The organism is Saccharophagus degradans 2-40, from assembly GCF_000013665.1.
Taxonomy (GTDB): domain Bacteria; phylum Pseudomonadota; class Gammaproteobacteria; order Pseudomonadales; family Cellvibrionaceae; genus Saccharophagus; species Saccharophagus degradans.
In genome coordinates this window covers 1,860,676-1,887,165 of record NC_007912.1, presented here as the reverse complement: position 1 = coordinate 1,887,165, position 26,490 = coordinate 1,860,676, and the positions used below count along the sequence as shown (strand labels likewise).

Below are 26,490 nucleotides of genomic sequence, written 5' to 3'. Positions count from 1 at the left end.
TATGTCACGTTTTACTTGACATTTTAGTTGGTGACGCTTTTAATGGATTTAACGGCTGTACATTCATTCTTATAACAAATAGTTACTGGCGGACCCCTTCTATGAAAAATCTGGCTGCACTATTAACTTTAGTTGCATCATTTATTATCTCGAACGCGTACGGATGCGATGAGAAGTGCCAGAAGGAAAAGGCAGAACAAGCGAACAACGTTAAATTCCCAGGCTACGTAACATGGAGCTATTGCGATGATATTCGCATGGAATTTATGACCACTACCCTAGGTAGCGTGGGCAACTATGTAGAAAACAACTTTGATATGCGCTACAAAGGCGGGCTAAGAAACACCCGCAACTTTTTAGCCGAGCGCAAAGAATGGCTACAAGAGTGCGACCAATACCTACAAATGACAGGTAAAGGCCACATTTTCGAAACCGAAAAAACCACCAAGCAAATCTATGCAGCTATAGATAAGCTAACCAAAGAATTTGATGATCTACTCGCAGGTATTACTTACTCAGCAGAAAGCGGCCAAGATTCAGGCACCATTTTATTAGAAAAATACCAAACTCTGTTTAAAACAGTAGATAATCACAAAACCTTAATGCACTTAAAAGGCAAGTATGTTGTAAGGTAGTGTTTTGGCAAGTAAAGCTAAGCACGAGCTCATAATTTGGCGCTGCTGCTTTATTAACACCCATAAAAAACCGCCCTAGATGGCGGTTTTTTTATGGGTAACGAAACGGCAAAAGCACCAGCATCAACTACAGGCTGCCCACGTTTTTCATATGCTCTTCCCTAGCCTTGCTCACAATAGCCTTCATGCCACAGCGCAACAACCGCGCCTCCTCCACTGCCGTTAAACCGGTTGGAAAATTTGTGGGAATTAACCCCATCGGCTGTCGCGGGTTGCCCTCTACGGTAATTCTACAACCCGTCTCATGAAACGCCGACTTTGATTTAAGGTCTACTTTCCAAGCATCGAAATCCATCTTCAAACTCCATTGTGCGGAACACTCAACATCCGTGTTTTAGGGTGCTAACCAAGTTTTATCGGTAAATCAGGCCCGCTTACTCCCACTCAATCGTAGCAGGTGGTTTACTTGATACATCGTAAGTAACCCGAGACACGCCTGAAATCTCGTTAATAATTCTGTTTGATACCTTTTCTAACAGCTCATAAGGTAAGTGGGCCCAGCGGGCTGTCATAAAGTCGATAGTCTCAACGGCACGCAACGCAATAACCCACGCATAACGACGCGCATCACCAACCACACCTACAGACTTAACCGGCACAAACACAGCAAAAGCCTGGCTGGTTTTATGGTACCAACCCGCCGCGTGCAGCTCTTCTAAAAAGATAGCATCCGCTTCACGCAGTATTTCAGCATACTCTTTTTTCACTTCGCCTAAAATACGTACACCCAAACCCGGACCCGGGAAAGGATGACGGTAAACCATATCGTACGGCAACCCTAATTCTAAGCCTATTTTGCGCACTTCGTCTTTAAATAATTCACGCAACGGCTCTACAAGCTCAAACTGCATATCCTCTGGTAAGCCACCTACGTTGTGGTGGGACTTAATAACGTGCGCCTTGCCTGTTTTAGAAGCGGCAGACTCGATTACATCTGGGTAGATAGTACCTTGCGCCAACCATTTAACATCTTTTAGCTTACTCGCTTCTTGGTCGAAAATATCGATAAACGTATTACCGATAATTTTGCGTTTTTTCTCTGGGTCACTTTCGCCAGCAAGGTTGCCAAGGAACAGGTCTGCAGCATCGGCGCGAATCACTTTAACGCCCATGTTTTTTGCAAACATGTCCATCACTTGATCGCCTTCGTTTTTACGCAATAGGCCGTTATCAACAAATACACAGGTTAACTTATCGCCAATAGCCTTGTGCAATAGCGCGGCCACTACAGAAGAATCCACCCCGCCAGACAAACCCAGCAATACTTTGTCGTCACCAACCTGAGCGCGCACACGCCCGATTGCATCTTCAACGATATTTGCCGCTGTCCACAAGGCTTCGCAACCACATAGCTCTAATGCAAAATGTTCAAAAATGCGCTTACCCTGCAATGTATGGGTAACTTCAGGGTGAAACTGAACGCCATAAAACTTTTTCTCTTCCCACGCCATACCGGCAATTGGGCAAGAAGGCGTAGATGCCATAAGCGTGAACTGCTCGGGCATAGCAACCACTTTATCGCCGTGGCTCATCCACACGTCTAAAAGCGCAGCGCCGCCATCATCTACATGATCTTTAATATCTTTTATAAGCGCGCATTCGTTTTCAATTTTAACTTGCGCGTAACCAAATTCTTGCACGTTAGACGACTCAACTTTACCGCCCAACTGCTCGGCCATAGTTTGCATGCCGTAACAAATACCCAAAACAGGGATACCCAACTCAAACACTAACTGCGGTGCTCGGGGTGAAAAGCCTGCAGTTACCGACTCTGGGCCACCAGCCAAGATAATGCCCTTAGGGGCGAACTCTTTTATTTCTTCGTCCGAAACGTCCCAGGCTCGGATTTCAGAATACACCCCCACCTCGCGCACGCGACGCGCAATAAGCTGAGTGTACTGGGAGCCAAAATCAAGAATAAGGATACGCTGAGAATGAATATCGGTATTGGGCATTGTGTTCTCTGATTGCAAAAAAATAGGGGGAAAGCAAAAACCGGGCATATAGCCCGGCTTTTTATTTAACGGCCAGAAACAGGATAGTTTGGCGCTTCTTTAGTAATACTTACATCGTGTACGTGGCTCTCACCCATACCCGCTGAAGTGACACGCACAAACTGAGGTTTGGTGCGCATTTCTTCCATGGTGACAGAACCGGTGTAACCCATTGCTGCACGCAAGCCACCCATTAATTGGTGCACAATAGCGTTCAACGGGCCTTTGTAAGGTACGCGACCTTCGATACCCTCTGGCACTAATTTTTCCATGCCTTGGCTGGAATCTTGGAAGTAGCGATCCGACGAACCTTGGGTTTTAGCCATGGCGCCCAAAGACCCCATTCCGCGGTAGCTTTTGTAAGTACGGCCTTGATACAACTCCACTTCGCCTGGCGCTTCTTCGGTACCCGCAAACATAGACCCCATCATTACGCAGTCTGCACCGGCGACAATGGCTTTGGCCACATCACCAGAGAAGCGCACACCGCCGTCGGCAATCACCGGTACGCCAGTGTCTTTTAATGCGTCTACAACATTTGCAATTGCAGAAATTTGCGGCACCCCTACACCCGTTACAATACGGGTGGTACATATAGAGCCAGGACCAATACCTACTTTAACGCCATCGGCACCGGCTTCCACAAGCGCTTTTGCCGCGTCAGCTGTAGCAATATTGCCACCAATCACCTGAACTTGCGGGTGATCTTTCTTAATTTTGGTTACGCGATTTAATACGTTTTGTGAGTGACCGTGAGCGGTATCTACCACTAGCACATCTACACCCGCCGCAACCAATGCTGCTACGCGATCATCTGTGTCTGGGCTTGTGCCCACAGACGCACCTACTCGCAAACTGCCATCAGCATCTTTACAGGCATTTGGGTAGGTTTCGGCTTTATTTATGTCTTTAACGGTAATTAGGCCGCACAATTTAAACTTATCGTTAACAACCAGCACTTTTTCTATGCGGTGCTTATGTAACAGCGCGCGCACTTCATCTGCTGCGGTGCCTTCTAGCACAGTCACCAATTTTTCTTTCGGTGTCATTATGCTGGCTACAGTTGCATCTAAGTTGGTTTCGAAACGCACATCTCGACCGGTAACAATACCCACCAAATCGCCGTTATCTAAAACCGGCACACCAGAAATATTGTGCTGACGGGTAAGGGCAATAAGGTCTTTAATCGAGCAGCTAGAATCGATAGTGATGGGGTTTTTAACCACACCAGCTTCAAATTTCTTAACGGCACGCACTTGTTCCGCTTGTTTTTCGATGGTCATGCTTTTATGAATAATACCAATACCGCCCTCTTGCGCTAATGCAATAGCTAAACGGGCCTCGGTAACGGTATCCATAGCAGCGGATAACAAGGGGATATTAAGCGTGATTTCTCGGGTTAGCCGGGTTTTCAAATCCACATCTTTTGCTGTGACATTAGAATAACCGGGAACCAGCAGTACGTCGTCAAACGTGAGCGCTTCCTGAGCAATCCTTAACATAGGAGTAACTACCTCAAGAGTCATGAGTAGAGCCTGCAATGGCGTTTTAAGGTAAGCCAGTGCCTGCGAGATAAACGAGCAATTATACGCGTTTGCACCATCTTTGGTAAACACGAAAAGTCGCCCTAAATGAACAAACACGCGCGAAAGTGCAAGCGCAACCAGTAAATGTGCCGGAAATTTCATTCTAGGCATGCCAAAGCAATCCAAAACCGCCTAGAATGCCCGCATGCAAAACGATATTTTTAGCCAAACCAACCAAATTACAGCCAAGCGTGGCGGCGAGCGCAAAACTTTTTCTGTGGAAGAGCTTAACCGCAGAGTAAAAGACCTGCTTGAAGTACACCTGCCCCTTATTTGGGTAGAAGGTGAAATTTCTAACTTTAGCGCCCCTGCCTCTGGCCACTGGTACTTCACCCTAAAAGACGAGCGCGCACAGGTGCGCTGTGCCATGTTTAAGGGCCGCAACCAGCAGGTAAAATTTCGCCCAAAAGCGGGCGATAAAGTGCTGCTGCGCGCCCGCGTAAGCCTGTATGAGGGTCGCGGCGATTTTCAGCTTATTGCCGAGCACATGGAAGAGTCTGGGTTTGGCCTATTACAACAGCGTTACGAAGCCCTAAAAGCACAGTTACTAAATGAAGGCCTGTTTAACGAGGCAGATAAACAACCGATTCCCACACTGCCAAACCATATAGGCATTATCACATCGCCCACAGGGGCTGCCGTGCGGGATGTACTATCGGTATTACAGCGCCGCTTCCCCAGTATTCCGGTAACGGTGATCCCTGCCCCTGTGCAAGGGGATGACGCGCCCGCAAAACTCATACAGGCAATAGACATTGCCGAGAATTCAGGCCTTTTTGATGTGCTTTTGCTGTGCCGCGGCGGCGGCTCGATAGAAGACTTATGGGCCTTTAACAATGAAGCGCTGGCGCGCCGCATTTACGAATGCGATATACCCATTGTGAGCGCAGTGGGTCACGAGGTAGATTTTACCATTGCCGACTTTGTTGCAGATTTACGCGCCCCCACCCCTTCGGCTGCGGCTGAACTGCTGTGCCCAAACAAAACAGATATCGACCAATTGCTACAACATTTTGCCAAGCAGCTTAAACAGCGCCTACACCAGCGTTTAAGCCAATACGCTCAGGCAGTAAATCACCTGCGCACAAGGCTAAAGCACCCTGGCGAGCGCCTAAATGCGCGAGCGCAACAATTGGATCAATTAGAAATTCGTCTTACCCGCGCCATACAGTTGCGCTTACAAAAAGACGGCACCACACTTAGAAACCGCGAGCAGCGCTTAACCCAGCAGCACCCTCAAAAGTTGCTTGCGCAGCATCAAAAAGATCTCGCAAAACTTCGCTTACAATTAAACCAAGCCATTAGCCGTTTGCTAGATAAAAAAACAGACAGACTGCAAAGAGCCGTTGCACTGCTTGATATTGCTAGCCCCCTGGCAACCCTTAAGCGCGGCTACTCCATAACGACTAAGGCTGACGGCACGGTTATACGCACGCCGGCCGACACCCCAAAAGGCGAAACCATTCATATTAAGCTTGCCGAGGGTGAACTATCCGCAAAAATTAACTAGTTAAATACTAAGCTAACCACAAACAACTAACACGTTGATACAGGAACACAACATAGGCGTATATGATGGAAGCAGAACACACATCGATGACCATTCCCTACCTGTACGAGACCATCGCCTTTTTACTTACCGTTGTTATAGTTGTACCCCTATTTAAACGTATAAAAATGAGCCCTATTCTGGGCTATTTAGCCGTAGGAGCTATTATTGGCCCTTACGGCGCAGCTGTTATTCACGATGCTAACGCCGTACAACACTTCGCCGAACTCGGCGTGATAATTTTACTGTTTACCATCGGTTTAGAGCTTTCATTTGCGCGCTTAAAAAGTTTCTCCAAGCTTATTTTTGGCTTGGGAGCGGCGCAAGTATTAGTAAGCGCAAGCATAATTAGCGGCTTAGCATTTTGGTGGGGCAATACCATCGAAGCGGCCGTTATTATCGGCTTGTGTTTGGCGCTTTCTTCCACTGCCATGGTGATGCAGATTTTGCACGAGCGCAGCGAAAGTGCCACCACCTATGGTCGAGCAAGCTTTGCCATTCTGCTCTTTCAAGATTTAGCCGTTGTCCCTATTTTAATTTTGCTCACCATACTCGGCGATACATCCAGTGGCGATAGCAGCCTATGGCTAACGGTGGGCAGCGCCCTTTTAAAGGCAGCCATCACTATTGGCTTTATTATTTTTGTGGGCCGCTTTTTGTTGAGTTTTTTATTCCGCCACGTCGCCCGCTTGCGCAATATTGATGTGTTTACCGCCCTTATGCTGCTGGTTATTCTCGCCACCTCTGTGATTACCGGCCTTGCGGGCTTATCTATGGCACTGGGTGCATTCCTCGCCGGCTTATTGCTCGCAGAAACCGAGTTTCGCCATCAAATAGAAAGCGAAATCGCCCCGTTTAAAGGCTTATTTTTAGGCCTGTTTTTTATGGGCGTGGGCATGAATTTAGACCTGGTTATGGCCTTCGAGTACGGCGTATGGGTTGTATTATCGGTTGTGGGTTTACTAGCCTTAAAAGCAACCATTGCCACACTATTTGCACGCTTATTTGGGTTAAGCTGGCAAGATGCGCTGCGCACAGGCTTAATTGTTTCTGAAGCCGGTGAATTTGCATTTGTGGTAATTGGGCAGGCAACCTTAAGCTACCAACTTATTGAACCTAATATTGGCCAATTTATGGTGGTAGTTGCCGGCTTATCGATGATTTTCACCCCATTTCTTGCCATGTTTGGCAAGTGGCTGGCCGATAAATACAACCTGTCACAAACCCCTAACGCTGCGCCCGATGCACTGCACGACCACATAATAATCGCGGGGTTCGGCCGCGTTGGGCAGGCAGTAGCACATATTCTTACGCAACAATCCATCCCCTACATTGCGCTCGACACTAACGCAGATGAAGTACGGCGCTTACAAAAACAAGGCGCACATATATTTTTAGGCGACGCCAGCAAGCAGGAAGTGCTGCATATGGCCAGTGTAGATAACGCCAGCGTGCTGCTTGTTACCATGGATGACTCCCACGCATCCATTCGCACAACCCATGGCGCACGCCAGCATCATCCAGAATTAAAAATTGTGGTGCGCTCCAAAGACGAACAACATTCAACAGCACTACTACACGCAGGCGCCAATCAAGTTGTGCCAGAAACACTAGAAGCCAGCTTGCAGCTATGTGCACACACACTTCAAGCATCGGGTATGAGTCGCGAAGAGGCTACAGCCTGTGTAGAAATTGAACGTTCAGAAGCTTACTCACGCTTGCTGCACGAGGCCAAAGCCATTGGCAATCAAAACCCCGCTTGCGACAAACCATAGCAAGCAGTAGACTTCGCTCACTTTGTCGGGGTGCCCCATACTTCTCTTGGGGCTGAGATTAAACCCGTACGACCTGATCAGGCTAGAACCTGCGTAGGCAACAGCATATGAATACCTCCTTACATAAACGGGCCGAATCGCCCGTGCACGCAGCCATTGCCGGTGGCGGCCTAATGGGCCGATTACTTGCGTGGCGCCTTACTGCTTTGGGCCATCGCGTATCTTTATTCGACGCGGGCTCGCTTTCTACCCCTCACAATGCAGCATACACTGCAGCAGCCATGCTATCGCCCATGAGCGAAGTGGTTGTATCTGAGCGGGCAATTTATGACATGGGGCTGCACTCCATGACACTGTGGGAAAGCTGGCTGGCAGAGCTACCAGCACTATTTAAGCACCTGTATAGCAAGCGCGGTAGCGTTGTTGTGGCCCACCCACAAGATGAGTCGGAATTACTTCAGTTTCACCAAGATTTGCAGCACCACTTGGGCGCGAACAATCAAAGCCAGTGGCTTGCCCCGCACGAATTAGCCCAACTCGAGCCTGACTTACATTTTAGCCACGGTTTATACCTCCCCAACGAAGCGGCGTTAAATAACCGCGTGTTTCTCGATAAGTTACTCGAATGGCTTATTGACCATAATGTACAAATACACGCTAACACCCCTGTGCGCTTTGCGCCCGAAGCACAAATAGACAACATAGATGCAAGCCAATTTGATTTATGGTTTGACTGCCGTGGCGTTGGCGCAGGTAAAGAAAGGCAAGTGCGCGGGGTGCGGGGTGAAGTTATTTGGGTAGAAACCGACGAAGTAAAACTGCACCGCCCTATTCGGCTTATGCACCCCCGCTACAAACTCTATATTGTGCCTAAGCCTAACAATCAATTTATTGTTGGCGCCACCGAAATAGAAAGTAATGATAACTCGCCCATGTCTGTGCAATCTGCGCTGGAGTTATGCAGCGCCCTGTACACGCTCAACCCCGCATTCGCCGAGGCGCGCATAGTAGAAATGGACACAAATTTACGCCCCGCGCTAATCGATAATATGCCCTGTATTACCTTGGCACAAGCTAACTCAAGTAATCGTACGCCAGTCATTCAAGCCAATGGCTTGTACAGGCACGGTTATTTATTAGCGCCAAGTGCGGTGGAATACGCTTTACAACTAGCGGGCCTAGGCAGAGCTAAATCACCATTTGCCAGCCACTTTAATCGCCGCACTTTAGACGCATATACAACAAGCCCTACAGCTATTCAAACACCGAAGGCACTCGCACTGTATGACTGATTCGACCCACAACGACAATATTCAAGTGAGCGTAAACGGTACTATTACCCAGCTTGCCTCTCAAGCGACACTGGCGTCACTGGTACAAATACATAACCCAGATGGCCTACCTGTAGCGGTAGCCGTGAATGATGAATTTGTACCCCGCAGCCAGTATACAGCTACTCAGCTAACCGCTGGTGACACCATCGATATAGTTAGCCCCGTGGGAGGCGGCTAGTCATGCATGATATTCAAGACCCTTTGAACTTATACGACACCGCTTTTAGCAGCCGTTTTCTGTTGGGCACGGCCCTGTACCCATCGCCGCAATCCATGCTAGATGCCATTGCTAGCTCGGGCTGTAATATCGTTACACTGGGGCTGCGCAGACAAAACCCCAGCAACCGTGACGGCCAAGCCATTTGGGAGGCGATTCAGCAAACCGGCTGCCACCTACTGCCTAATACGGCTGGCTGTAAATCGGCTAAAGAAGCCATTACCTTAGCGAATATGTCGCGCGAGATATTCGACACCCCCTGGATAAAACTCGAAGTCATTGGCGATGACTACACTCTCCAGCCCGACCCTTTCGCGCTAGTAGAAGCGGCAAACGAGCTTATATCCCAGGGTTTTAATGTTTTACCCTACTGCACCGATGACCTTATGGTTTGCCACAAATTGGTAGATGTAGGCTGCAAAGTGCTTATGCCTTGGGGCGCCCCTATAGGCACCGGCCAAGGCCTACTTAACCCCTACCAGCTTAAAACACTGCGCGAACGCTTGCCGCGTATTCCGCTCATAATAGATGCAGGCCTAGGGGCACCATCACAGGCGGCGCAAGCCATGGAAATGGGCTATGATGGCGTTTTACTGAATACCGCTGTCGCGAAAGCAAGTAACCCCGCGGGAATGGCAAAAGCATTTGCTCTGGCAATTGAAGCAGGCCGCCAAGCATATAAGGCAGGCCTTATGGTTAAACGCCAAACAGCCAGCGCCAGCACGCCAACCGTAGGCCAGCCCTTTTGGCACCAACCTTGTAATCGCGGTTAAACAGTGGGGCACACACACCTATACTGATGGCGCCCATGACCGACAATACTCCGCTCTCGCCTAACGAGAGCAAACCCAAACAAAGCCTAATTAAACGCAAGCTAGGCGGGCTTAAACGCAAAATAGACACGCGCATTCGCGAAAAAGCGATAGCGCGCGCAACCACACGTATTTATCTGCATGGCAAAAGGCCAGAAGAATACGATGCAGACTTGCTCGAAGTTATAGTAAAGGAAGAGGAAGACAAACTAAAAAGCGAGCTGAAAGACAAAAGCATCATTATGCTACTGGCCGCACTTGGCTTGTCTTTTTGGAGTTAAACCGTGATTAATTTCTTTGCCAAATCGGTTGCTGCCACTTACGTATGGAAGCGTTATAAAAAAATTATTATTTCCACTGCTGCCCTATTTCTAGGCTACTTCTTAATTAACGCCATCCACCACGACTTTTTGGAATACCAAAAACTATCTGGCAGCGGTCAACAATTACTGTTTAGCTATATACTTAAATGGTTAGCGCTTGGCGCAATAACCGCGCTCTACTATTACATTAATATTCACAACCGCATCAAAAACGCAAAAGAGCCCTTAACCAAAAGCAGCAAGCAACAGGCGAACTCAGCCAAAAACAATAAAGCAGAAAACCAAACAGAAAACAGCCCAGACCCATTCGCCGATATTAGAAAAAAAGAAACCTTACGCAGCCGTGCAGACATAGAAATGGATAAACGAAAATGAGCGTAACACCACCTATTTTGGAAGTGCGCAACGCGCAAGTTTATCGCCGCAACACCCAAGTTTTTAACAACTTAAACCTCACCCTAGAGCAAGGCGAATCTGTTGCGATTATTGGCCCTAACGGCGCGGGCAAAACCACCCTGCTAAAATTAATTAACCGCGAAATATACCCCGTAGTACAACCAGACAGCCATCTAAAACTTTTTGGTGAAGAGCGCATTAAGGTGGACATCCTGCGCAAAAAAATGGGCACAGTTTCATTCGAGTCACAAATAAAACACGATACCCTAGCCAATGGTTTAGAAGTGGTTGTTTCGGCATTTTTTGGCTCGGTTGGTATTCACAGTCACCACCAAGTTTTACCTCAACACAAAGCCGCAGCAATAAAAATAATGCAAGAGCTTGGTATCGCTCACTTAGCAGATCGCCAATACCTATTGCTTTCTACCGGTCAGCAACGCAGGCTGCTGCTTGCTAGAGCAATGGTACACAACCCCAAAGTACTTGTTCTTGACGAACCCACCAGCGGTTTAGACTTAAAATCTGCCTTTCAATTACTGGCAGATATACGCAGCCTCTGCAGCAAAGGCACAACCCTAATTTTGGTGACCCACCACATACAAGAAATTGTGCCCGAAATAGGCAAGGTAATTTTTTTAAAAAATGGGGAGATAACCCGGCAAGGTGCCAAAGAAGACCTGCTAACCGATGCAGCTTTATCCGAGCTTTACGACGTACCCATCCATGCTTCTGAGCGCGCCGGCTATTATTCTGCAGTTCCTAATTCTGCTCCATTGTAATTATTAGCCAGTCGATTAAACGGGAAACATAAAACTACTCACCAGCAGCCTTGCACCAACAACAAACAGCAAACTCGCAAAAAACACTTTTAAACGTTTTTCCGATATTTTTTTGCCAAGCCTAGCACCATAGGGCGCAACAAGCACAGTGCAAAAACTTAGTACCACTAAACCGGGTATATAGACTTGCTTCCAACACCCCCAGGGGGCATCTGCTGGCGAGTAAGAAAAAAGTAACAAAGCAATAATTGACGGCAGTGCAACTAACACCCCAAAGCTAGAAGCCGTGCCAATAGCGGCGTGGGTGCGTAACCCCAACCCTAACAACACTGGCACGCCAGTGGCCCCACCACCCACACCCGCGAGCGAAGAAGAAAGCCCTATTAGAAAACCCGCAATAGAAGCCATAACTCTAATAAGCACACCTTTAAGCGTGGGCTCCGCGTTTATTGTGTAGTGCTCAACAGCGGGTGTAATACGGTAAGTTCGCACTATGGTTATACATGCAACCAGCAACAGCACGCCAGAAAACACAAACAACAATAATCGTCCAAATTGCGCCACAACCAACGAGCTAGCAATAATGGCCCCCATTAAAATGAAGGGCGCAATCCAAAGTAGAATATTTTTATTTACGTTTCCCAATTTGTAATGGGCTCGTAAAGAAGAACATGCCGTAGGTAAAAGTGTGACTAACGATGTACCAACCGCAATGCTTATAGCACTGTTAGCGCTTACCTCCATCCAACGAAATAGTGCGTACAGGGCGGGCACAATCACTATCCCCCCCCCAACGCCAAACAAACCGGCTAAAAAACCAGCAACCAAGCCTGCGAACAGCAACACAAGAATTTGAAATAGTATTTCAGGAGGCATGCGAAACTCATCATTAGCCGTTATACTCAAACGGCAATTTACTACTGCCGACACTTACGCGGCACATTAAACACGCAACAACTTAAGAACGTGTTACGCATCTAAATAATTATACTTGGGAGTAATCATGATTAAACAAATTACCAACACTTGGGTAATTGCCGCAGCGGTATCGTTAAGTTTTTCTTACGGTGCAATGGCGCAAGAAGAAGGCATCCAAGAGCCGCCTTCAACCACCACCGCTGTTGCCGAAACAGCAGCAGTTACTTACCAATGCACTCTTCACGAAATGACTCGCCGCATAGAAATTGAATACGCCAATGCGGGCGCTAGCGTACCGTGTTCGGTAAATTATTACAAAGACACCGAGCAACCAGGTGAAGTGAATACCTTGTGGCATGCTAGCAATGTAGAAGGCTACTGCGAAGAACGAGCAGAGGCTTTTTCTCAGAAGCTTACCTCGTGGGGTTGGAGCTGCACGAATCCCTAAACCGTAGCTAACCTAGCTCGCACATTAGTCTCTCGCTAGGTGCTTACACTCGTAGGCACCCAGTTAAAACCTACGATATAACTCGATAGACCTAAACACAGCGCTACCTAACTTCCAAGTTCTAATCGCACAACGATTATTACGCCAAATTCTCCGCTATACTAGTAACTAAAGCGCCCCCGATATAGGGCAAAGGTGGATGCGGATGGAAATACACCCCCAAAGCCATATTAACAACACGCATACACTGCCATTTAAATGCTGGTGGTGGCTTCTTTTGTGCGCGCTTTATTCGCCAATTAGCTTTGCTGCCGAGCCACCCAAACCTACAATCAATATTGTGCGGCATTGCGGGTCGGTAGATGCCGAAGCAAATGTGTATGTCGACAATATCGTAGCGCTCGCCCTTTCCTACGCCCATGCAAACTATACAATCGAAAAACATGGCGCGGGATGCAGCCACCCCAGAGAAGTTACGCTACTAGAGCAAGGTAAAACCGATTTCTTTTGGGCTGGCACTACGAACGATTTAGAAAAGCGATTAATACCTATTCGCGTGCCAATATACAAAGGCATGCTGGGCTATAGGCTGCTATTGATTCGCGCGGGTGATCAGGCGCGCTTTAGCGCTGTAAACTCGCTGGAGGATCTGCGGGCATTTAGCCTTGGTCAGGGCGAAACTTGGTCTGATACCCCTATATTAAAGCACGCAGGTTTTAAGGTTATTACCAGTAGCGACCCCAAAAACTTGGCTTACATGCTAAATTCAAAACGTTTTGATGCTTACCCACGGGGAATGATGGAGCCTTGGCAGGAGCTAGTAGCGTGGTCGGATATAGACTTAGCCATAGAGCAAGAGCTGGTAATTATTTACCCAATGCCCGCTTATATATTTGTATCGCCGCTAAAAAAAGATTTAGCCGCAGCAATTGAAAGCGGGCTAGAAAAAGCAATCGCCGACGGCAGTTTTGATAAGCTATTCCATAGTGATGTACGGGTTAAAACCGGCATAGCCAATACCAAACTTAGTGAGCGCAAAAAAATCTACCTTACCAACCCAGACCTGCCTGCCGCCACACCACTTAACAACCCCGCGCTGTGGCTAAATGCCTACGACACTGGCTCCAAGCCCTAGCAATAGCCCTAGCCGCTAACCCTCGCGGCTAATGCTCACCACTAACAATTAATCACTTTCGCGTACATGCTTTAATAAACGCGATTTTAAACTTGGTGGAATATTTTTAATGGTGAGGCTATCGGACTCTGCGTCGTAAACAACGGTATCACCTAAACAGCTAGACGCAAAACTCATGCTTAAAAAGTCGTTGCGGCCACTTATGCGCACATATTGGCGTAACTTGGCTTTATCTGGAATAAGCTCCGGCTTGGCCAAAGGTTTATTTTGTTTTATAAACTCTGAAAACGGCGGTGGCGGCGTGTAGGATTCTTCTGTAGGTAATTTCGGGGCTTCTATTAACTGAGTAGAAAGTTCTTTTATCACAACTGGCTTGCCCACTTTATCTTGCTCCATGCAGTAATCCACAACTTGGGCCTTGGTGTACTCTTTAACTACATCGGGTAACTCTTTGGTGTATTCGTTCACCACTTCTAAAAACGCTTCGGTCTCTGCGGTTAAATCTATTTTTTCTGCGAAGCCAATACTTGCTTCAAACACTTCAGAAAGCTCTTTTTCTCCGCGCCAGCGCAATAAGGTAACTGCATTGTTTTTGCGATGCACATCTTCGCCTAGCCAGTCATCTAAGTTTATTTTTGCTGCTAAACGCACACCGTCGGTATCTAAATAAAACGATTCGGCCATTTCCAATTCAGCATCAATATATTGGCCACTGTTGTGCTGCACAAAGTAAATATGTAAGAAATCTGCCTCTTCTAATTTTTCGTGGGCAAAAACAAAAAACGCGCCGGTTACCACCTCTGTTTTATCTAGCTCTAGCTTAATGTGTGCCATGGCTTTAGCCGTAAAGCTTTCAAAGCTCATTTTTTCTGCGTGGTACTCTTCTAACCAACTCGCCAATGGATGGTTGGCCCGGTCGTCGGAAAAACGACCATAATCTTTACCCGAACGCTTAAGCGCGGCTTGCTTCATTTCGCGAAAACACTCTTCAATACGCCCATCTTGTGACCAACAGGTTTGCCTAGTTTGAATGCGTGCTTGCTCGGTAGGTACGGTGCGTTCTATACGATGAGCAATGATGCGGGTAAGCGCCATGGAAAAACCTTCTTTGAGCTAAATGGGGTGAATACAAAAAGTGCGGGCGATTATACCCTAGGAAGGATGCATAAGGGGGGATAACAACCGGCGCACTGAGCGCCGGTGGGCAATCAGCAAGGCGATTAAAATTCAACCACTGCCGTTGGGCGATGCGTAGCAATGGATTTACCGGTAGAGCTGAGTTTGCCGGTTTCGCTATCGCGGGCTAGCAGTGTAATAGTACTGGAATGCTCGTTAGCCACTAACACGTACTTGCCATCACTGGTGAGGGTAAAATCGCGCGGCCACTTGCCTTCGGTAGCGTGCTCGTGCACGTAGGTTAGGCGACCGTCGGCAGCTACGGCAAACACCGCTATGGTATTGGCGCCACGGTTTGATGCGTAAACAAAGCGCTGATCGGATGATACTTTAATTGCCGCCGTTTGGCTGTGCTCACTAAAGGCCGGGTCTAAGGTGCCTATGCGCTGCATTTCTGTAAGCGCACCTGTTTCTGGGTTATAGCTTAATACTGCTACAGTGTTGGAAAGCTCGTTCACTACATAGGCAATATCTTTATTGGCATGGAACACCATATGGCGTGGGCCATCGCCACCTTGCAAGGTAATAGCCGGCTCGCCAGCGCTAAAGCCCTGCTCGGTAACCGTGTATTTAATGATTTGATCTATACCCAAATCGACACTGTATACAAACTTGCCATCTGGGCTCCAGTTGATCCAGTGGGGGTGCGGCGCTTCTTGCCTGCTTTCGTTGGGGCCTTTACCCGTGTGCTGCTGGGCGCTTACTAAGGCTAAATTTGCATCGGCCGCACGGGAAAATAATTGCACATCGCCCGACATATAATTCGCCACAGCAATAAACTTGCCGTTGGGGCTTAAGCTAATATGACACGGCGCATAAGCCACGCCTTGTGTCGCTGCAGTAAGAGTAAATGTTTTGTTGGTGGTATTTAAGGTAAACGCACTTATGCCACCGTGCTCTTTCTCGTTTACGGTGTACATTACGGTAGCGTCTTCGTTAAACACCACGTAAGAAGGGTTCACAGTTTCTGCCAATAAGCCCAAGCTGGTTAGCTCTCCGGTGGCGTGGTTTAGGCTTAAACCATTTACACCTTGCCCAGGCCCATCGGTATAGCCACCAATGGCAAATCGACTTTCCACCACTGCAGGCTTTGCTGTACCTTGCTCTTCTGCTACTGGCTTGGGGGCTTCACTTTTTTCACCACAACCTGCTAGTGCAGTCATAAATAACGCTCCCACACACCAATTGGCCACTATTTTGGATTGATCCCAGCTTTTCCGTACTGTGCTTAGTTTCACTATTTTCACCTTGTAGATATTGTTATTTTTTATTCGAGGCGCATTGTGCGCAGCGCATCATTCTAGCGGGGTGGCCGCCGAATAAGAAACGCAAAAACCAACTATATCAAGGTAAGGTGTTTTTTTTGTGATTAATAACAAGAGACACAAAAAAGGGCATAAAAAAGGCCGCCAGTACGGCAGCCCTAGAGAGGAGAGTTGCTCACTTACATAGTGAGCAATAACGTACAACAGTAGGGAGTAAATGTGCTATAGGATAATCACTAATTGGTAAGTACTAATTAGTAAGCTCTAACCAATTAAAGCCAAAACGCGACGATTTAGACTCTACACGTAATATGTGATCACCCGCGGTTAAACTAATAGGGGTTGAGCTAAAGGTCATCCACGCCTCAACACCGCCGGTATTAATATCTTCGAAGGTGTACACCAATAAGCCATCCACACGGATGGCAATATCACTGTTTGCAGATGAAGCCAAACGTAAAGCTAAGGTGTAATCGCCCCCCTCTTCCACGTTTAATTTGTACTCTGCTACTTCGTTAGACGCGGCTATTAACTTAGCTAAACCTGTAGTATCGGTTGTGGCTAAGTGTTTGAAGCCCGTTAAGCTATGGGCGCCTTCGGCCTCAATACGCGCGGGTATTTTGTAGCGAAAATCGTTGGACGGAATAGAGGTATACACACTACCCAACGGTGTTAGTTCGCCATCGGCCAGTAAAACATCTAGGTATGGGAACTGATCGTAGCCTTCACTACTGCGCCCCAAAAACCAAGAATAGCGATATATATTATCGTTGCTCTCCATCCAGCGCACAGTATCGGACAAGAAGTTCATTTGCTCACCCATATTCGCTGGGCCGCCATCGTCCCACCCTGCCCACTCGGTTACCCAAATAGGTTTGTTGTAGCGCTCAAATTCACCCACATACCAACTGAAAGCGCTTTCGTATTTCATATAGCAATGCACGGCAATGTAATCTACTTGGCAACCTTCACACGCTTCAAAGAAGGCATCGAGGTATAGCCAAGGGTCGTAATCATCATCGGTACCTGGAATATCAACATTACCGGGGCTGTAGTTCACCGCAGGGGCGACTAATTTTAGGTTGTAATCCTGCGCGATGGCCTCTAGCACGGGCCAATGGGCTGCGGCTTCCGCTGGTGTGAGGTTGGCCTGTTCCATGAAGTTTGGTTCATTCCAGCCCAGCAGGTATTTCACATCGGGGTGATTATCTAAAAAGCTGCGCAGCGCTTCTTCGTTAAAGTTTTCGTCCCACGCCATAGGAACAAAATCGTAGCCATAACTGGCGTAATTCTCTTTTACGTTCGCGTCCGCTTGGGTATCCCAGTTGTACCACCACTTCACTTTACCCTGCATAGCTTTGAGGTCGTTTTCACTGTGGTAGCCATAGGCTAAGCCGCGTTTTTCGCTGCGCATATCTTGCGCTGTGTCGGGCGCTGGGTCCGGCTCGGATTCTGGCTCCGACTCTGGTTCAGATTCTGGCTCCGACTCTGGTTCTGACTCTGGTTCTGACTCTGGTTCAGATTCGGGCTCAGTCACCACTTGGCCTGAGGACTTTTCTGAACTTGAAGAACCACCGCAACCAGCTAGCATTGTGCTAGCGAGTACGGCACCAAATAAAAAAATACATAGCCGACTAATACCCATCGTCTTTAGTAGCTGAATTAACTGCATAATGGTCTCTGCTTATCTCATTATTATGTCTACAAATAGGTTTGATAAATTACCTACCTAAAATGTGTATCGCTGTATTTTCTACTGTTGCGTTCTAATTGTTGTATGAGAGGGGTAATCCTATGCATAGAGCACGCGCAACATGTAAAGCGACAAGCTTTAATCTCGCTGCTTTGACAAGGAATAGATAGTTAAAAAAGGTTGCTAGGACTAATAGCGCGACAAATAGGACGCTGTAGCTAATCGATAGCGACTAGCTTTTAATAGATAACCATTAATAGATAAGCAAAAAAACGCTAGCCCGAGGGCTAGCGATATGATATTAGGCTCGCTTTTAAATCAGCAGCTTATAATTACCGATTGCCCCGCTTAAGGCGTAGGTAATAATGCAGTTAGACGTACGTCATAAATGGAATAGCCCCAATTGTTGCCTGCACTTTTTTCTGTACAGTTAATGCGTACAAATCTATGGCTGCCACTCACCGTTAAAGTATCGGTTCTATTGCCGAAAGCACCGCCGGTGAAGCTTGCAATGGTTGTCCAATTTACACCATCGCTAGAACCTTCTAGGGTGTAAGCTCCAGCATTGGCAGCTTCCCAATCTATAGCGACTGACACGAGTTTATAGGTTGATGCTAAATCCAATGTTAAGTGTGCGGTAGCATCTGCGTGCGCGCTTTCCCAGCGACTACCAGCATCGGCATCTATTGCATTCGCTGCCGCTTGAAAATCACTGCTAGCTGCTGCGGATACAGGCTCAATTTCTACTTCCTCCTCCATCGAGGTATCACCTGCTTCGCCCCATACTTCAACGTTAAAGATTGAATACCCCCAGTTGTTGCCAGCACTGCGTTCTACACCGTATATACGAATATGGTTGACAGAATTACTAGCAGAGCCATCTAGTAAAACCGTATCCGTACGATTACCAAAGGCTCCACCACTAACGACTTCTAAGGTGTTCCAATCTATACCGTTTAGCGAGCCTTGAATTTCATAGGTGCCAGCGTTTGCCGCTTCCCAATCAATAACCACTTTGGATACGCGCACTGTGTCATTTAACTCTAGCGCTAACCACGAAGGGCCTGCACCGTGCTCACTCTCCCAGCGCGAACCTGCATCGCCGTCGTTGGCTAACGCCGCCGTTTGTAACTCGGAACTCGCAGTTGCGTAAGCCTCGGGCGCATAGTTGATAGCATCGCCAGTTTCTGGTTGCTCAACTTCACCACCAAAGCTTACCGCTAAGGTGTGATCAGCATTGATATCGGTAAAAGTATAACTATTTAACGGTCCCATCGACACGCCATCCACAATCACATTACTTACCGATTGCCCTTGTGGGGCGGTAAACGTGTAGGTTGCATCATCGGTGTTGTTTCTGCTGTAGCGCGTAGTGCCTGCTGGCGAAATAGTGCCGCCCTCGTCTAACGCTATGGCTGAAATTCTATGGGGCATTAAATCTACCGCTAGCAATTGCACATCGGCCACTTCTACCAGTTGCCCTGCAGGTGGGCGGAAGAAGAATTTAAAATCGCGCTCGCCAGCAGCAGGCGTGTTATTAAAGTTTGCGAACTCTTCGTATACACCCTCTGTTGTGCTGTCGGTCCAGCCCATTAAAGGTGTGCCATTGCCAAACTCAACGCGGAACTGATCCAAACTTCGCTCAGGTGAATTGTCGCCCGCAACCAATACCGCTCTAACGTCGTAATGCTCGTCAATACGCACGGTAATATCAAGATCCATGCCTTCGGCTTCACCATCGTTACCGCTCGCTTTATTACCTAAGTTTCCATCTACCGCACGAGCAGGCGCACCCCACCATTCGGTTTCCCAGCCATTACTGGCGCTAACAAAGTTGGTAGAGCTAATAGCCGCTACAAGCGGTTCACCACTGCCAATAAAGTCACCTTCACGAATAACCACATTATCGATATAGGTGGTCGCAGTACCCATTCCGCCCAGTAAAAATGCGAGTCGAGCAGGTTCACCTTGCCCCGTGTAATCGTAAGTAAAACTATAGGTGTTAAAGCTTGTCCCCACAGCAACGGTTTCTACATGGTAGGTGCCAGCTGCGCTTGGGTTAAGGTTGTTTTCTGCTAAGCGCACCATTAAATTTCGTGCAACATCGGCGCGAGCATCGAAACTTATGTGATAGCGATAATCACGCTTTAAACCAAAACCTGAAGTGTGCAATTGCACAGAGCCCGATAAGCCACCATCGTTTGTAAGCGCAATGACTGCCGCACCATTTTGCACGTTGTAAGTTGGGTTTGCGCCATCAAAGGCCTCGGTTCCCCAGCTATCTAACCCTTGCGAAAAATTGCCATTATTTAGCACGTTAACGGATCGGTTAGGCATTGTGGTACCCGCAGGTTTAGGGTACATATTTGGCACATCTTCAAATGCCATAAGCTCTAACAACCAAATAGGGCTAGATTTATCTATGCGGCCTTTTGTTACGAGCTTTAGGTAACGGTAAGTGCGATTTACATCAAAAACGTGCGTAGCCCACGTGGCCACTTCTTGTTGTGACGAGGTGATAAATTCCCAAGCACCAGTACTGCTTTTACCGTATATATCGTAATCGGCAGGTAGGTTCCACGCCCACTCTAACCACAAGTAATTAATTTGCTTGTCTTGGCCGTAATCCACTTCAACCCAATGAATACCGTCGTCGTTGGGTGTTGCCCACTTAGAGCCTACATAGCCATCAGCTGCATTATCGGCGCCATTGTCGCGCACATCGGTATCCCAACCTGGTTGATCAAATCCATCAGCAGTCACTGACACTGGCGCTAACCAGCCTTTTAAATTGTAAAAGCCTTTAGTGTTACCCGATTCGCGGAAAAAGCTGGATTTACTATCGTCTACATATTTGTGTTCGGCATCGCTAGTAGGTAGCGGCCAATGGGCAACATAATCCACAACAAAATCGGTACCCGCCCGACCGATATTTGCGTTCATTGCATCTACATCAATATATTCGTATTGGGTTACGCCATTGTTATCCACATAGCTCCAACCTGTGGCGCTGGGCCTGTTGGCATCTGGGGAATAAGCGTTGTAGTTACCTACATCCGGCCATTCCACATGAGTAATTGCGTGGTTTAAAATCATGCGCATGGGGGTGACGTACGGCCAAGGTTGATCGTCACCTTGGTTGTCGCGAGAAAAAGTATTGGTGAGCACACCGTTGATATACCACTCTACTTTTGACGGCGTTTTAATAATACCGTAAGTAACATACTGCTCTTGCGGATTAGTAATACCAAGGCCTGCTAAACCGACTGTTGTACCACCGTGTACAGCATAGGGGGCGGTCCAATAGGTTTGTGGAATATTCATACCGTTGTTGCCGGTAAATTCCATAATGTCTAACTCTTGGCAAGCGGTCCAACCCACATCAGGAAAGTTACCTAATAGCCACCACGCGGGGAATTCGCCGTTGCGTGCAGGCGGCATTTTTAATCGGGCTTCGAATTTCCCATAGGTAAAAGTTGTATCGTCGGTTATTTGCGACTCAATACGCCCCGAACGAATAAACAATGGCTTGCCTGGGTTTGCCGGGTCACCGCCGTAGTAATCTTGCACTTCTCCATCCATGTAGCGCGCTTTTAATATAAGCGCCTTGCCGTCTATTGCGGCGGGGTCGTCCTGCCCTACGCCAATTGTCCAATCGGCTTGTGGGTACTCCACATCTTGATAATCGATATCTTCGCCATTTACAAAAATATTTGTTTCAACCAACCACTTACTTCGGTCAATTTGGGTTTGGTTGAAATTATCCACAAAGTCAGAATTCACTTCGGGGTTTGTCCAATATGGGTCGTTGTAATCTGTAGCACTAACATGTACTGCACTTGTAGAGAGTGCGCCTAAGGCTGCACATCTAACGGCATATTTAATTAGGTTATTTTTAATCATGATAAACTCACACTTTGATTTTTGTGAATAACACGCAGCACAATACAAACCGTACGCAGACGGTTGCATAGAAATAACTCGCAGATAGTAAACGCCAAGCTATTGAGAGTTTGTAACGAATGTAACAACAGAAGGTTATTATTCCTTTGCGTTTATCGTTATGGTGATGTTTTGCCGTGGGCAATGCGTGTAATAAGAAACTGACGGAGGGCAAGTTTGTCTTCGTTATATTTTTAGCAAGCCTAATCAGTAACAAGCCTACTTTCACACAACAAAAAACTATCGCCAAGCACTATGCGGTGGAGCGGGTAAACGGTGAGATTAGCAGGTAGAACGGTGATAAAGAGGCCTAACCGGCCTCTTTTATAGAATATAAATTACTAACAAGAGCCTATCGACTAGCGCGACAAGACTACCCTGCCGCTGTTATCTTTAGTTACATTTAATTGCAGGGCAGAACCCAGTGTTTCCGCGGTTACGCCCTTTTCGCCAAGCTGAATAACAGCCGTAACATTCTTATTTGCGAGGCTTGCGTCGCCCAGCACAATTACGGTGCTGGAATAGCGGTTTAACTCTTCAACCACATCGCGTAGGGGTTGGCCACGAAAAACAAGGTGCTGTTTACGCCAGCTTAAGTTTTTTTCCGCATCTATTACCTTGGGCTTTAGCCCGAGCTTGGTTTCGGCAAAAGTGGTTTGCTGGTTAGGCGTAAGTAATACGGCTTGCTCGAATATTGATGAGTCGCTTTTATCGCCCAGTGCTACTTTACCTTCTAACACTGTAATAACAGTGTCTAGCTCGGTATGCTGTACGGCAAAACGCGTACCCACAACGCGAACAGTACCTTGATGCGTTTCTACATCAAACGGTCGCTTGGTATCTTTGGCTACATCGAAAAACGCCTCGCCCTGCAACAGGCTAACAGTGCGCTGTGAAGAGGTATACGCTACATCTAGCGCACTACTAGTATTGAGCAACACCTTACTGCCATCGTTCAAATCTATGTGCAACTGCTGCCCTTTTGCAGTTTGAAAATGCAGTATTTCCTGTTGCGCGCTTGGCAACAGCCAAACACATAAACAAACAATTAAAATAGCTGCACAAGCACTTAAGCCTTGCCAGCCGAAGTAGAAGTTTGCCTTTACTGGCTGCTGTGCAGTGGTTTGCGCAAGCTTTTGCAATGCTTCGCCGCGCTGCCACAATTGCTCAGCACGAATGTAAGCGGCTTGATGGGCGGGCGAGCTTTGCAGCCACGCCATAAATTCCGCTTCCAACTCAGAGGGCACGGTATCTCTATTTAATTTAACCAGCCATTCGATCGCCACATTTTCTATATGACTATTGCGCTGAATATTACTCATACCCCAACCTCCTCATCCAAATGGCTGCGCAGGTGCTTTAGGGTTTTTATAATGTGTTTTTCCACTGTGCTTTCGGCAATGTTTAGATCTGCGGCAATTTCTTTATAGCTTTTGGAATGCATACGACTCATTAAAAACGTGGTTTGATATTTTTTCGGTAGCTTATCCATTGCCGTCTCCAACATTTTAAGGTCGTGCTGCGCCAGTACATTGCGCTCTGGGGTAAGCATATCTACTGCAGTGTCATCCATACTAGCAATGTAATCGCGATGATAATTATTTTTACGAATGCGGTTTAACGCTAAATTTGAAGCGGCTTGATACAAGTACGCCTTTGGGTTATCGATCGTATCTATATTTTTTGCGCGCAATACATTGTAGAAAGCATCTTGAACAATGTCTTCCGCATCGTGCTGATTCTTTTTAAACTTCGTTGCGATTAAACCACCTAGGTCAGACCGGTATTTTTCGTAAAGCGAAATTAATTTATCGGTAGCAGACATTTACATCGTTACCTGAAAACTGGCGGAAATAGTTCTACCTGCCGACTCGTTCACGCGAGCCCCTCTATCGACGGCAGTGATGTACGGCACATCAGATAAATTTTTAACAGACAAGTTACACTTGGCATGCAAGCCATTTAACTGAAAGGTATAACTAACACCGGCATCGAATGTGCCGTAGGCTTCTAGTCTAAAGGTATTGGCATCATCGGCATAACGTTCACTTACGAATTTATAGCCGGCAACAAAATCTAGCTTACTATTAAGCTGGTAGTGCGTAAACACACTGGAAGTTTGCTCTGCAGCCATTTTGGGTAAATTTCCGGTGTTGCTCCCATCCGTTATACTTGGGTCGATTACAGATGCCGCCAAAAGTACATTTAGCTTTGGGCTAACCTGCGCACTTAAATCGAAATCTATGCCTTGCACCTCGTAAGTAGCGCCGCTTAACGCTGTGCGGTACCCCTCTACAACTTGCACATCAACAACATTCCATTTATTAATATGATACGCAGCGACACTCGTTTGCACATCACCACCCAACCAATAAGACTTTAGCCCTACTTCATATTGGTTCGATAATTCCGGCTCGGTGATTTGGGACCCTATATCATCCAAAATATAATTCGCACGCAGCGCTTCACTGTAATTGGCAAAAACAGAGTGATCGTGGTTGGGTTTGTACACTACGCCAGCTTGGGTGGATAAGTGCTTAAAGGTTTTTAGCTGCGTCGCTGTATTCAGGGTTATATCGTTTACATCTGCTTGGGTAACAATGTAACGCGCACCTGCAGACACTAACCACTCATCGGTAAGTGCAACGCTATCTTGTACAAATGCGCCAAAGTCTGAGTAATCTAACTCTTTCGCATATTCTTCAAGCTCGCCCAGTGGCCGGTCTTCAATAAATAATGTTTGCGCAAGTTCTGCAAAGGCGGCTTCAAATTCAAATGCATCCCAACGCTGTCCAAGTGCAATATCTCTGCGCTCTACAATATAGCGCTTTGTAATATTTTGCGTGTGCCAATCTACTCCTAGCGAAAGGTTATGCTCTAAGTTAGCGGTATCAAAACTACCCTCTAATTTCGCACTAAAACCGCTATCCAATTCTACGTCATCTTGATCGTAAATACTTCGAATGGGCCCTAAACCATAGTGCCAAAGCCCATCGTGTTGCTCCACAATAAGCGGCAAAACCGTTTGGCTACCCAGAATAAACAATGCAAAATCTGGCCCTAGACCTTCGGTGTTTAAAAGCACACGATCATCTAAATAGCTATCTGTTGTTGTGCGAACACCGTAGCGATATTCCTGTAACAAATTTGCTTTTAGCTGTAACTGCCAGTTGGGGTTAAAGTAGTGATTTACCTCAGCGCTGAATAAATTGAAGTGAGCCGTAAAACCTGGGCGCGCTTGTTTGGCTACATCTGCCATCGATCGATGGGGGAAAATATTGCCGAACTCAGTAAATACTTCAAAGCTTCTATCCCACTCTTGGCTGGCCTTTTGATATTCGAAACCCACATCAACAGTGGTATTTGCACTTGGCTGCCAAGCGATTGAGCTAGACAGCAACTGGCGGTGAATATTAAGAATATCACCCGACTCCTGCTGCTGATCATCTACAAAAATGACCCGGTAATTCGCCTTATTGGTATTGAGCAAGGGCCTATTTACATCAACACTTACCCCTAGCCGCCCCATATCCCCAGCGATCAATTGCGCCTGACTGAACGTTTCTGCTTTGGGCTTTTTGCGAATAACATTCACAATGCCACCCGGCTCTGCTTGGCCGTAATGAATGGTGGACGGGCCTTTTAAAATCTCTACCCGCTCTATGCCTGCCGGTAGTAGTCGAACGCCACTGCTGTCGCCGAGCCTAAAGCCATCTAAATACATTGCGTGGCGCTGAAAACCCCGTAAATAAACATCGTCATTACTATCGCTAATACCGTCACCGGGGGTAATGGCACTAGCAAATTTCAATACGTCTTCTAGGGATTGCGGTTGCTGATCGCGAATAAGCGATTGCGGTATTACATTCAAAAAACGAGAAGAATCGAAATACGGCACGGCACCATGCAATTGGGTATTGGTAATGGTGTTATACCTAAACGGATATTGGGAGCCTACAACCAGTATTTCATCAATACTTGGAATGACTATTTCTGTCGGTTCTGCGCTAACACTTTGCTGCACCGCAACAGGCCGAATAACGTAAGCAGCTGCACTTTCTATATATTCAAATTGGAGTGGCGCTTCTGCTAGTAATAGCCGCAACGCGTTATCTATAGTGCTAGGCCCTACCACAGGGCCAGAACGGTACTGCGCTATTAGGCCCTGCTCTGCAATTACAGTTACATTTGCTTGCAACGCAAACTCAATTAAACCCGTTTGCAAAGGTTGGCCGGGCAAGTCGAAGTAACGCTGCGAATTCGCCCCCATTATATTTGTACTTGCTAGCGCAGCCGGTGGCAGGCAGGTATGAACCATGCAGACGATAAGAAAGAAGCGAATTATTTTCATTGTTTTTGTAAGAGCAAAGTGATTATTCGAACAGAACAGGCATACTACTAGAAAATGAGCCGCGCTTAATAGTTATAAGGCAACGGCTAGATTAAATATGCA

The 26,490-nt window shown here is 47.1% G+C and carries 22 protein-coding genes and 1 riboswitch; of the genes, 11 read left to right on the top strand and 11 right to left on the bottom strand.

The features are described 5' to 3' along the window. Window positions 1-101 precede the first annotated feature (101 nt). The gene (locus SDE_RS07650; RefSeq protein ID WP_011467943.1) at window positions 102-635 is read left to right on the top strand and encodes a hypothetical protein; all 534 of its coding nucleotides are present in this window, start codon (window positions 102-104) and stop codon (window positions 633-635) included. 127 nt (window positions 636-762) lie between these two features. On the opposite strand, the gene SDE_RS07645 is transcribed toward SDE_RS07650, so the two are convergent. The 3 genes from SDE_RS07645 to guaB all read right to left on the bottom strand — a co-directional run bounded on the left by SDE_RS07645 (window position 763) and on the right by guaB (window position 4,191). Further along, a complete protein-coding gene (locus tag SDE_RS07645; protein ID WP_049762596.1) occupies window positions 763-990 on the bottom strand; it encodes a hypothetical protein in 228 nt (75 codons plus the stop codon). A gap of 79 nt (window positions 991-1,069) precedes the next feature. After that, on the bottom strand, window positions 1,070-2,650 hold the full coding sequence (gene guaA / locus SDE_RS07640; protein WP_041325506.1) for a glutamine-hydrolyzing GMP synthase: 1,581 nt from the start codon (window positions 2,648-2,650) through the stop codon (window positions 1,070-1,072). 65 nt (window positions 2,651-2,715) lie between these two features. Beyond that, on the bottom strand, window positions 2,716-4,191 hold the full coding sequence (gene guaB, locus SDE_RS07635) for an IMP dehydrogenase (protein WP_041325503.1): 1,476 nt from the start codon (window positions 4,189-4,191) through the stop codon (window positions 2,716-2,718). Window positions 4,192-4,420: 229 nt separating this feature from the next. On the opposite strand from guaB, the gene xseA reads away from it, so the two are divergent. The 8 genes from xseA (at window position 4,421) to SDE_RS07595 (ending at window position 11,460) form a co-directional block, all read left to right on the top strand. Continuing rightward, window positions 4,421-5,785, top strand: a complete 1,365-nt coding sequence (gene xseA, locus SDE_RS07630; protein ID WP_011467940.1) for an exodeoxyribonuclease VII large subunit — start codon at window positions 4,421-4,423, stop codon at window positions 5,783-5,785. Window positions 5,786-5,850: 65 nt separating this feature from the next. Then, window positions 5,851-7,599 (top strand): monovalent cation:proton antiporter-2 (CPA2) family protein, encoded by a 1,749-nt coding sequence (locus SDE_RS07625; protein ID WP_049762595.1) that lies wholly within the window; start codon window positions 5,851-5,853, stop codon window positions 7,597-7,599. A gap of 16 nt (window positions 7,600-7,615) precedes the next feature. Beyond that, window positions 7,616-7,716: riboswitch (TPP riboswitch) on the top strand. Next, window positions 7,707-8,891, top strand: coding sequence for an FAD-dependent oxidoreductase (locus SDE_RS07620; RefSeq protein ID WP_011467938.1), 1,185 nt, complete (start codon window positions 7,707-7,709; stop codon window positions 8,889-8,891). It overlaps the preceding riboswitch by 10 nt. Beyond that, window positions 8,884-9,111: a sulfur carrier protein ThiS gene (gene thiS / locus SDE_RS07615; RefSeq protein ID WP_011467937.1), complete on the top strand. Its 228-nt coding sequence runs from the start codon at window positions 8,884-8,886 to the stop codon at window positions 9,109-9,111. Before SDE_RS07620 ends, thiS begins: the two co-directional genes overlap by 8 nt. A gap of 2 nt (window positions 9,112-9,113) precedes the next feature. Next, on the top strand, window positions 9,114-9,923 hold the full coding sequence (locus SDE_RS07610) for a thiazole synthase (RefSeq protein WP_011467936.1): 810 nt from the start codon (window positions 9,114-9,116) through the stop codon (window positions 9,921-9,923). A 35-nt stretch (window positions 9,924-9,958) separates the two neighbouring features. Then, window positions 9,959-10,243 (top strand): hypothetical protein, encoded by a 285-nt coding sequence (locus SDE_RS07605; protein ID WP_041325496.1) that lies wholly within the window; start codon window positions 9,959-9,961, stop codon window positions 10,241-10,243. Between the two features lie 3 nt (window positions 10,244-10,246). Continuing rightward, window positions 10,247-10,660 carry a hypothetical protein gene (locus SDE_RS07600; RefSeq protein ID WP_011467934.1) on the top strand — a complete coding sequence of 138 codons (414 nt, stop codon included), beginning with the start codon at window positions 10,247-10,249 and terminating at the stop codon, window positions 10,658-10,660. Further along, entirely contained in the window at window positions 10,657-11,460 is an 804-nt protein-coding gene (locus SDE_RS07595; protein WP_011467933.1) for an ABC transporter ATP-binding protein, read from the top strand. Before SDE_RS07600 ends, SDE_RS07595 begins: the two co-directional genes overlap by 4 nt. A gap of 15 nt (window positions 11,461-11,475) precedes the next feature. Here SDE_RS07595 and SDE_RS07590 read toward each other — a convergent pair whose 3' ends face one another. After that, window positions 11,476-12,336 (bottom strand): sulfite exporter TauE/SafE family protein, encoded by an 861-nt coding sequence (locus tag SDE_RS07590; protein ID WP_011467932.1) that lies wholly within the window; start codon window positions 12,334-12,336, stop codon window positions 11,476-11,478. Window positions 12,337-12,463: 127 nt separating this feature from the next. On the opposite strand from SDE_RS07590, the gene SDE_RS21245 reads away from it, so the two are divergent. Together SDE_RS21245 and SDE_RS07580 are read left to right on the top strand one after the other, a co-directional pair. Continuing rightward, the gene (locus SDE_RS21245) at window positions 12,464-12,826 is read left to right on the top strand and encodes a hypothetical protein (protein ID WP_011467931.1); all 363 of its coding nucleotides are present in this window, start codon (window positions 12,464-12,466) and stop codon (window positions 12,824-12,826) included. Window positions 12,827-13,031: 205 nt separating this feature from the next. Then, window positions 13,032-13,961: a hypothetical protein gene (locus SDE_RS07580; protein WP_011467930.1), complete on the top strand. Its 930-nt coding sequence runs from the start codon at window positions 13,032-13,034 to the stop codon at window positions 13,959-13,961. Between the two features lie 48 nt (window positions 13,962-14,009). Here the strand turns inward: SDE_RS07580 and SDE_RS07575 are convergent, their stop codons facing one another. From SDE_RS07575 to SDE_RS07545, 7 genes are all read right to left on the bottom strand, one after another. Then, a complete protein-coding gene (locus SDE_RS07575) occupies window positions 14,010-15,056 on the bottom strand; it encodes a nucleoid-associated protein (RefSeq protein WP_011467929.1) in 1,047 nt (348 codons plus the stop codon). A 125-nt stretch (window positions 15,057-15,181) separates the two neighbouring features. Then, window positions 15,182-16,300: a lactonase family protein gene (locus SDE_RS07570; RefSeq protein WP_011467928.1), complete on the bottom strand. Its 1,119-nt coding sequence runs from the start codon at window positions 16,298-16,300 to the stop codon at window positions 15,182-15,184. 352 nt (window positions 16,301-16,652) lie between these two features. Then, the gene (locus SDE_RS21240) at window positions 16,653-18,074 is read right to left on the bottom strand and encodes a glycosyl hydrolase (protein WP_011467927.1); all 1,422 of its coding nucleotides are present in this window, start codon (window positions 18,072-18,074) and stop codon (window positions 16,653-16,655) included. 369 nt (window positions 18,075-18,443) lie between these two features. Continuing rightward, window positions 18,444-21,998, bottom strand: coding sequence for a discoidin domain-containing protein (locus tag SDE_RS07560; protein ID WP_011467926.1), 3,555 nt, complete (start codon window positions 21,996-21,998; stop codon window positions 18,444-18,446). Between the two features lie 398 nt (window positions 21,999-22,396). Further along, window positions 22,397-23,359, bottom strand: coding sequence for a FecR family protein (locus SDE_RS07555; RefSeq protein WP_011467925.1), 963 nt, complete (start codon window positions 23,357-23,359; stop codon window positions 22,397-22,399). Then, window positions 23,356-23,862 (bottom strand): RNA polymerase sigma factor, encoded by a 507-nt coding sequence (locus SDE_RS07550; protein WP_011467924.1) that lies wholly within the window; start codon window positions 23,860-23,862, stop codon window positions 23,356-23,358. Before SDE_RS07550 ends, SDE_RS07555 begins: the two co-directional genes overlap by 4 nt. Further along, complete coding sequence (locus tag SDE_RS07545; protein WP_011467923.1) at window positions 23,863-26,388, bottom strand: TonB-dependent receptor; 2,526 nt, start codon at window positions 26,386-26,388, stop codon at window positions 23,863-23,865. It abuts the gene before it with no gap. Between the last annotated feature and the right edge of the window lie 102 nt (window positions 26,389-26,490).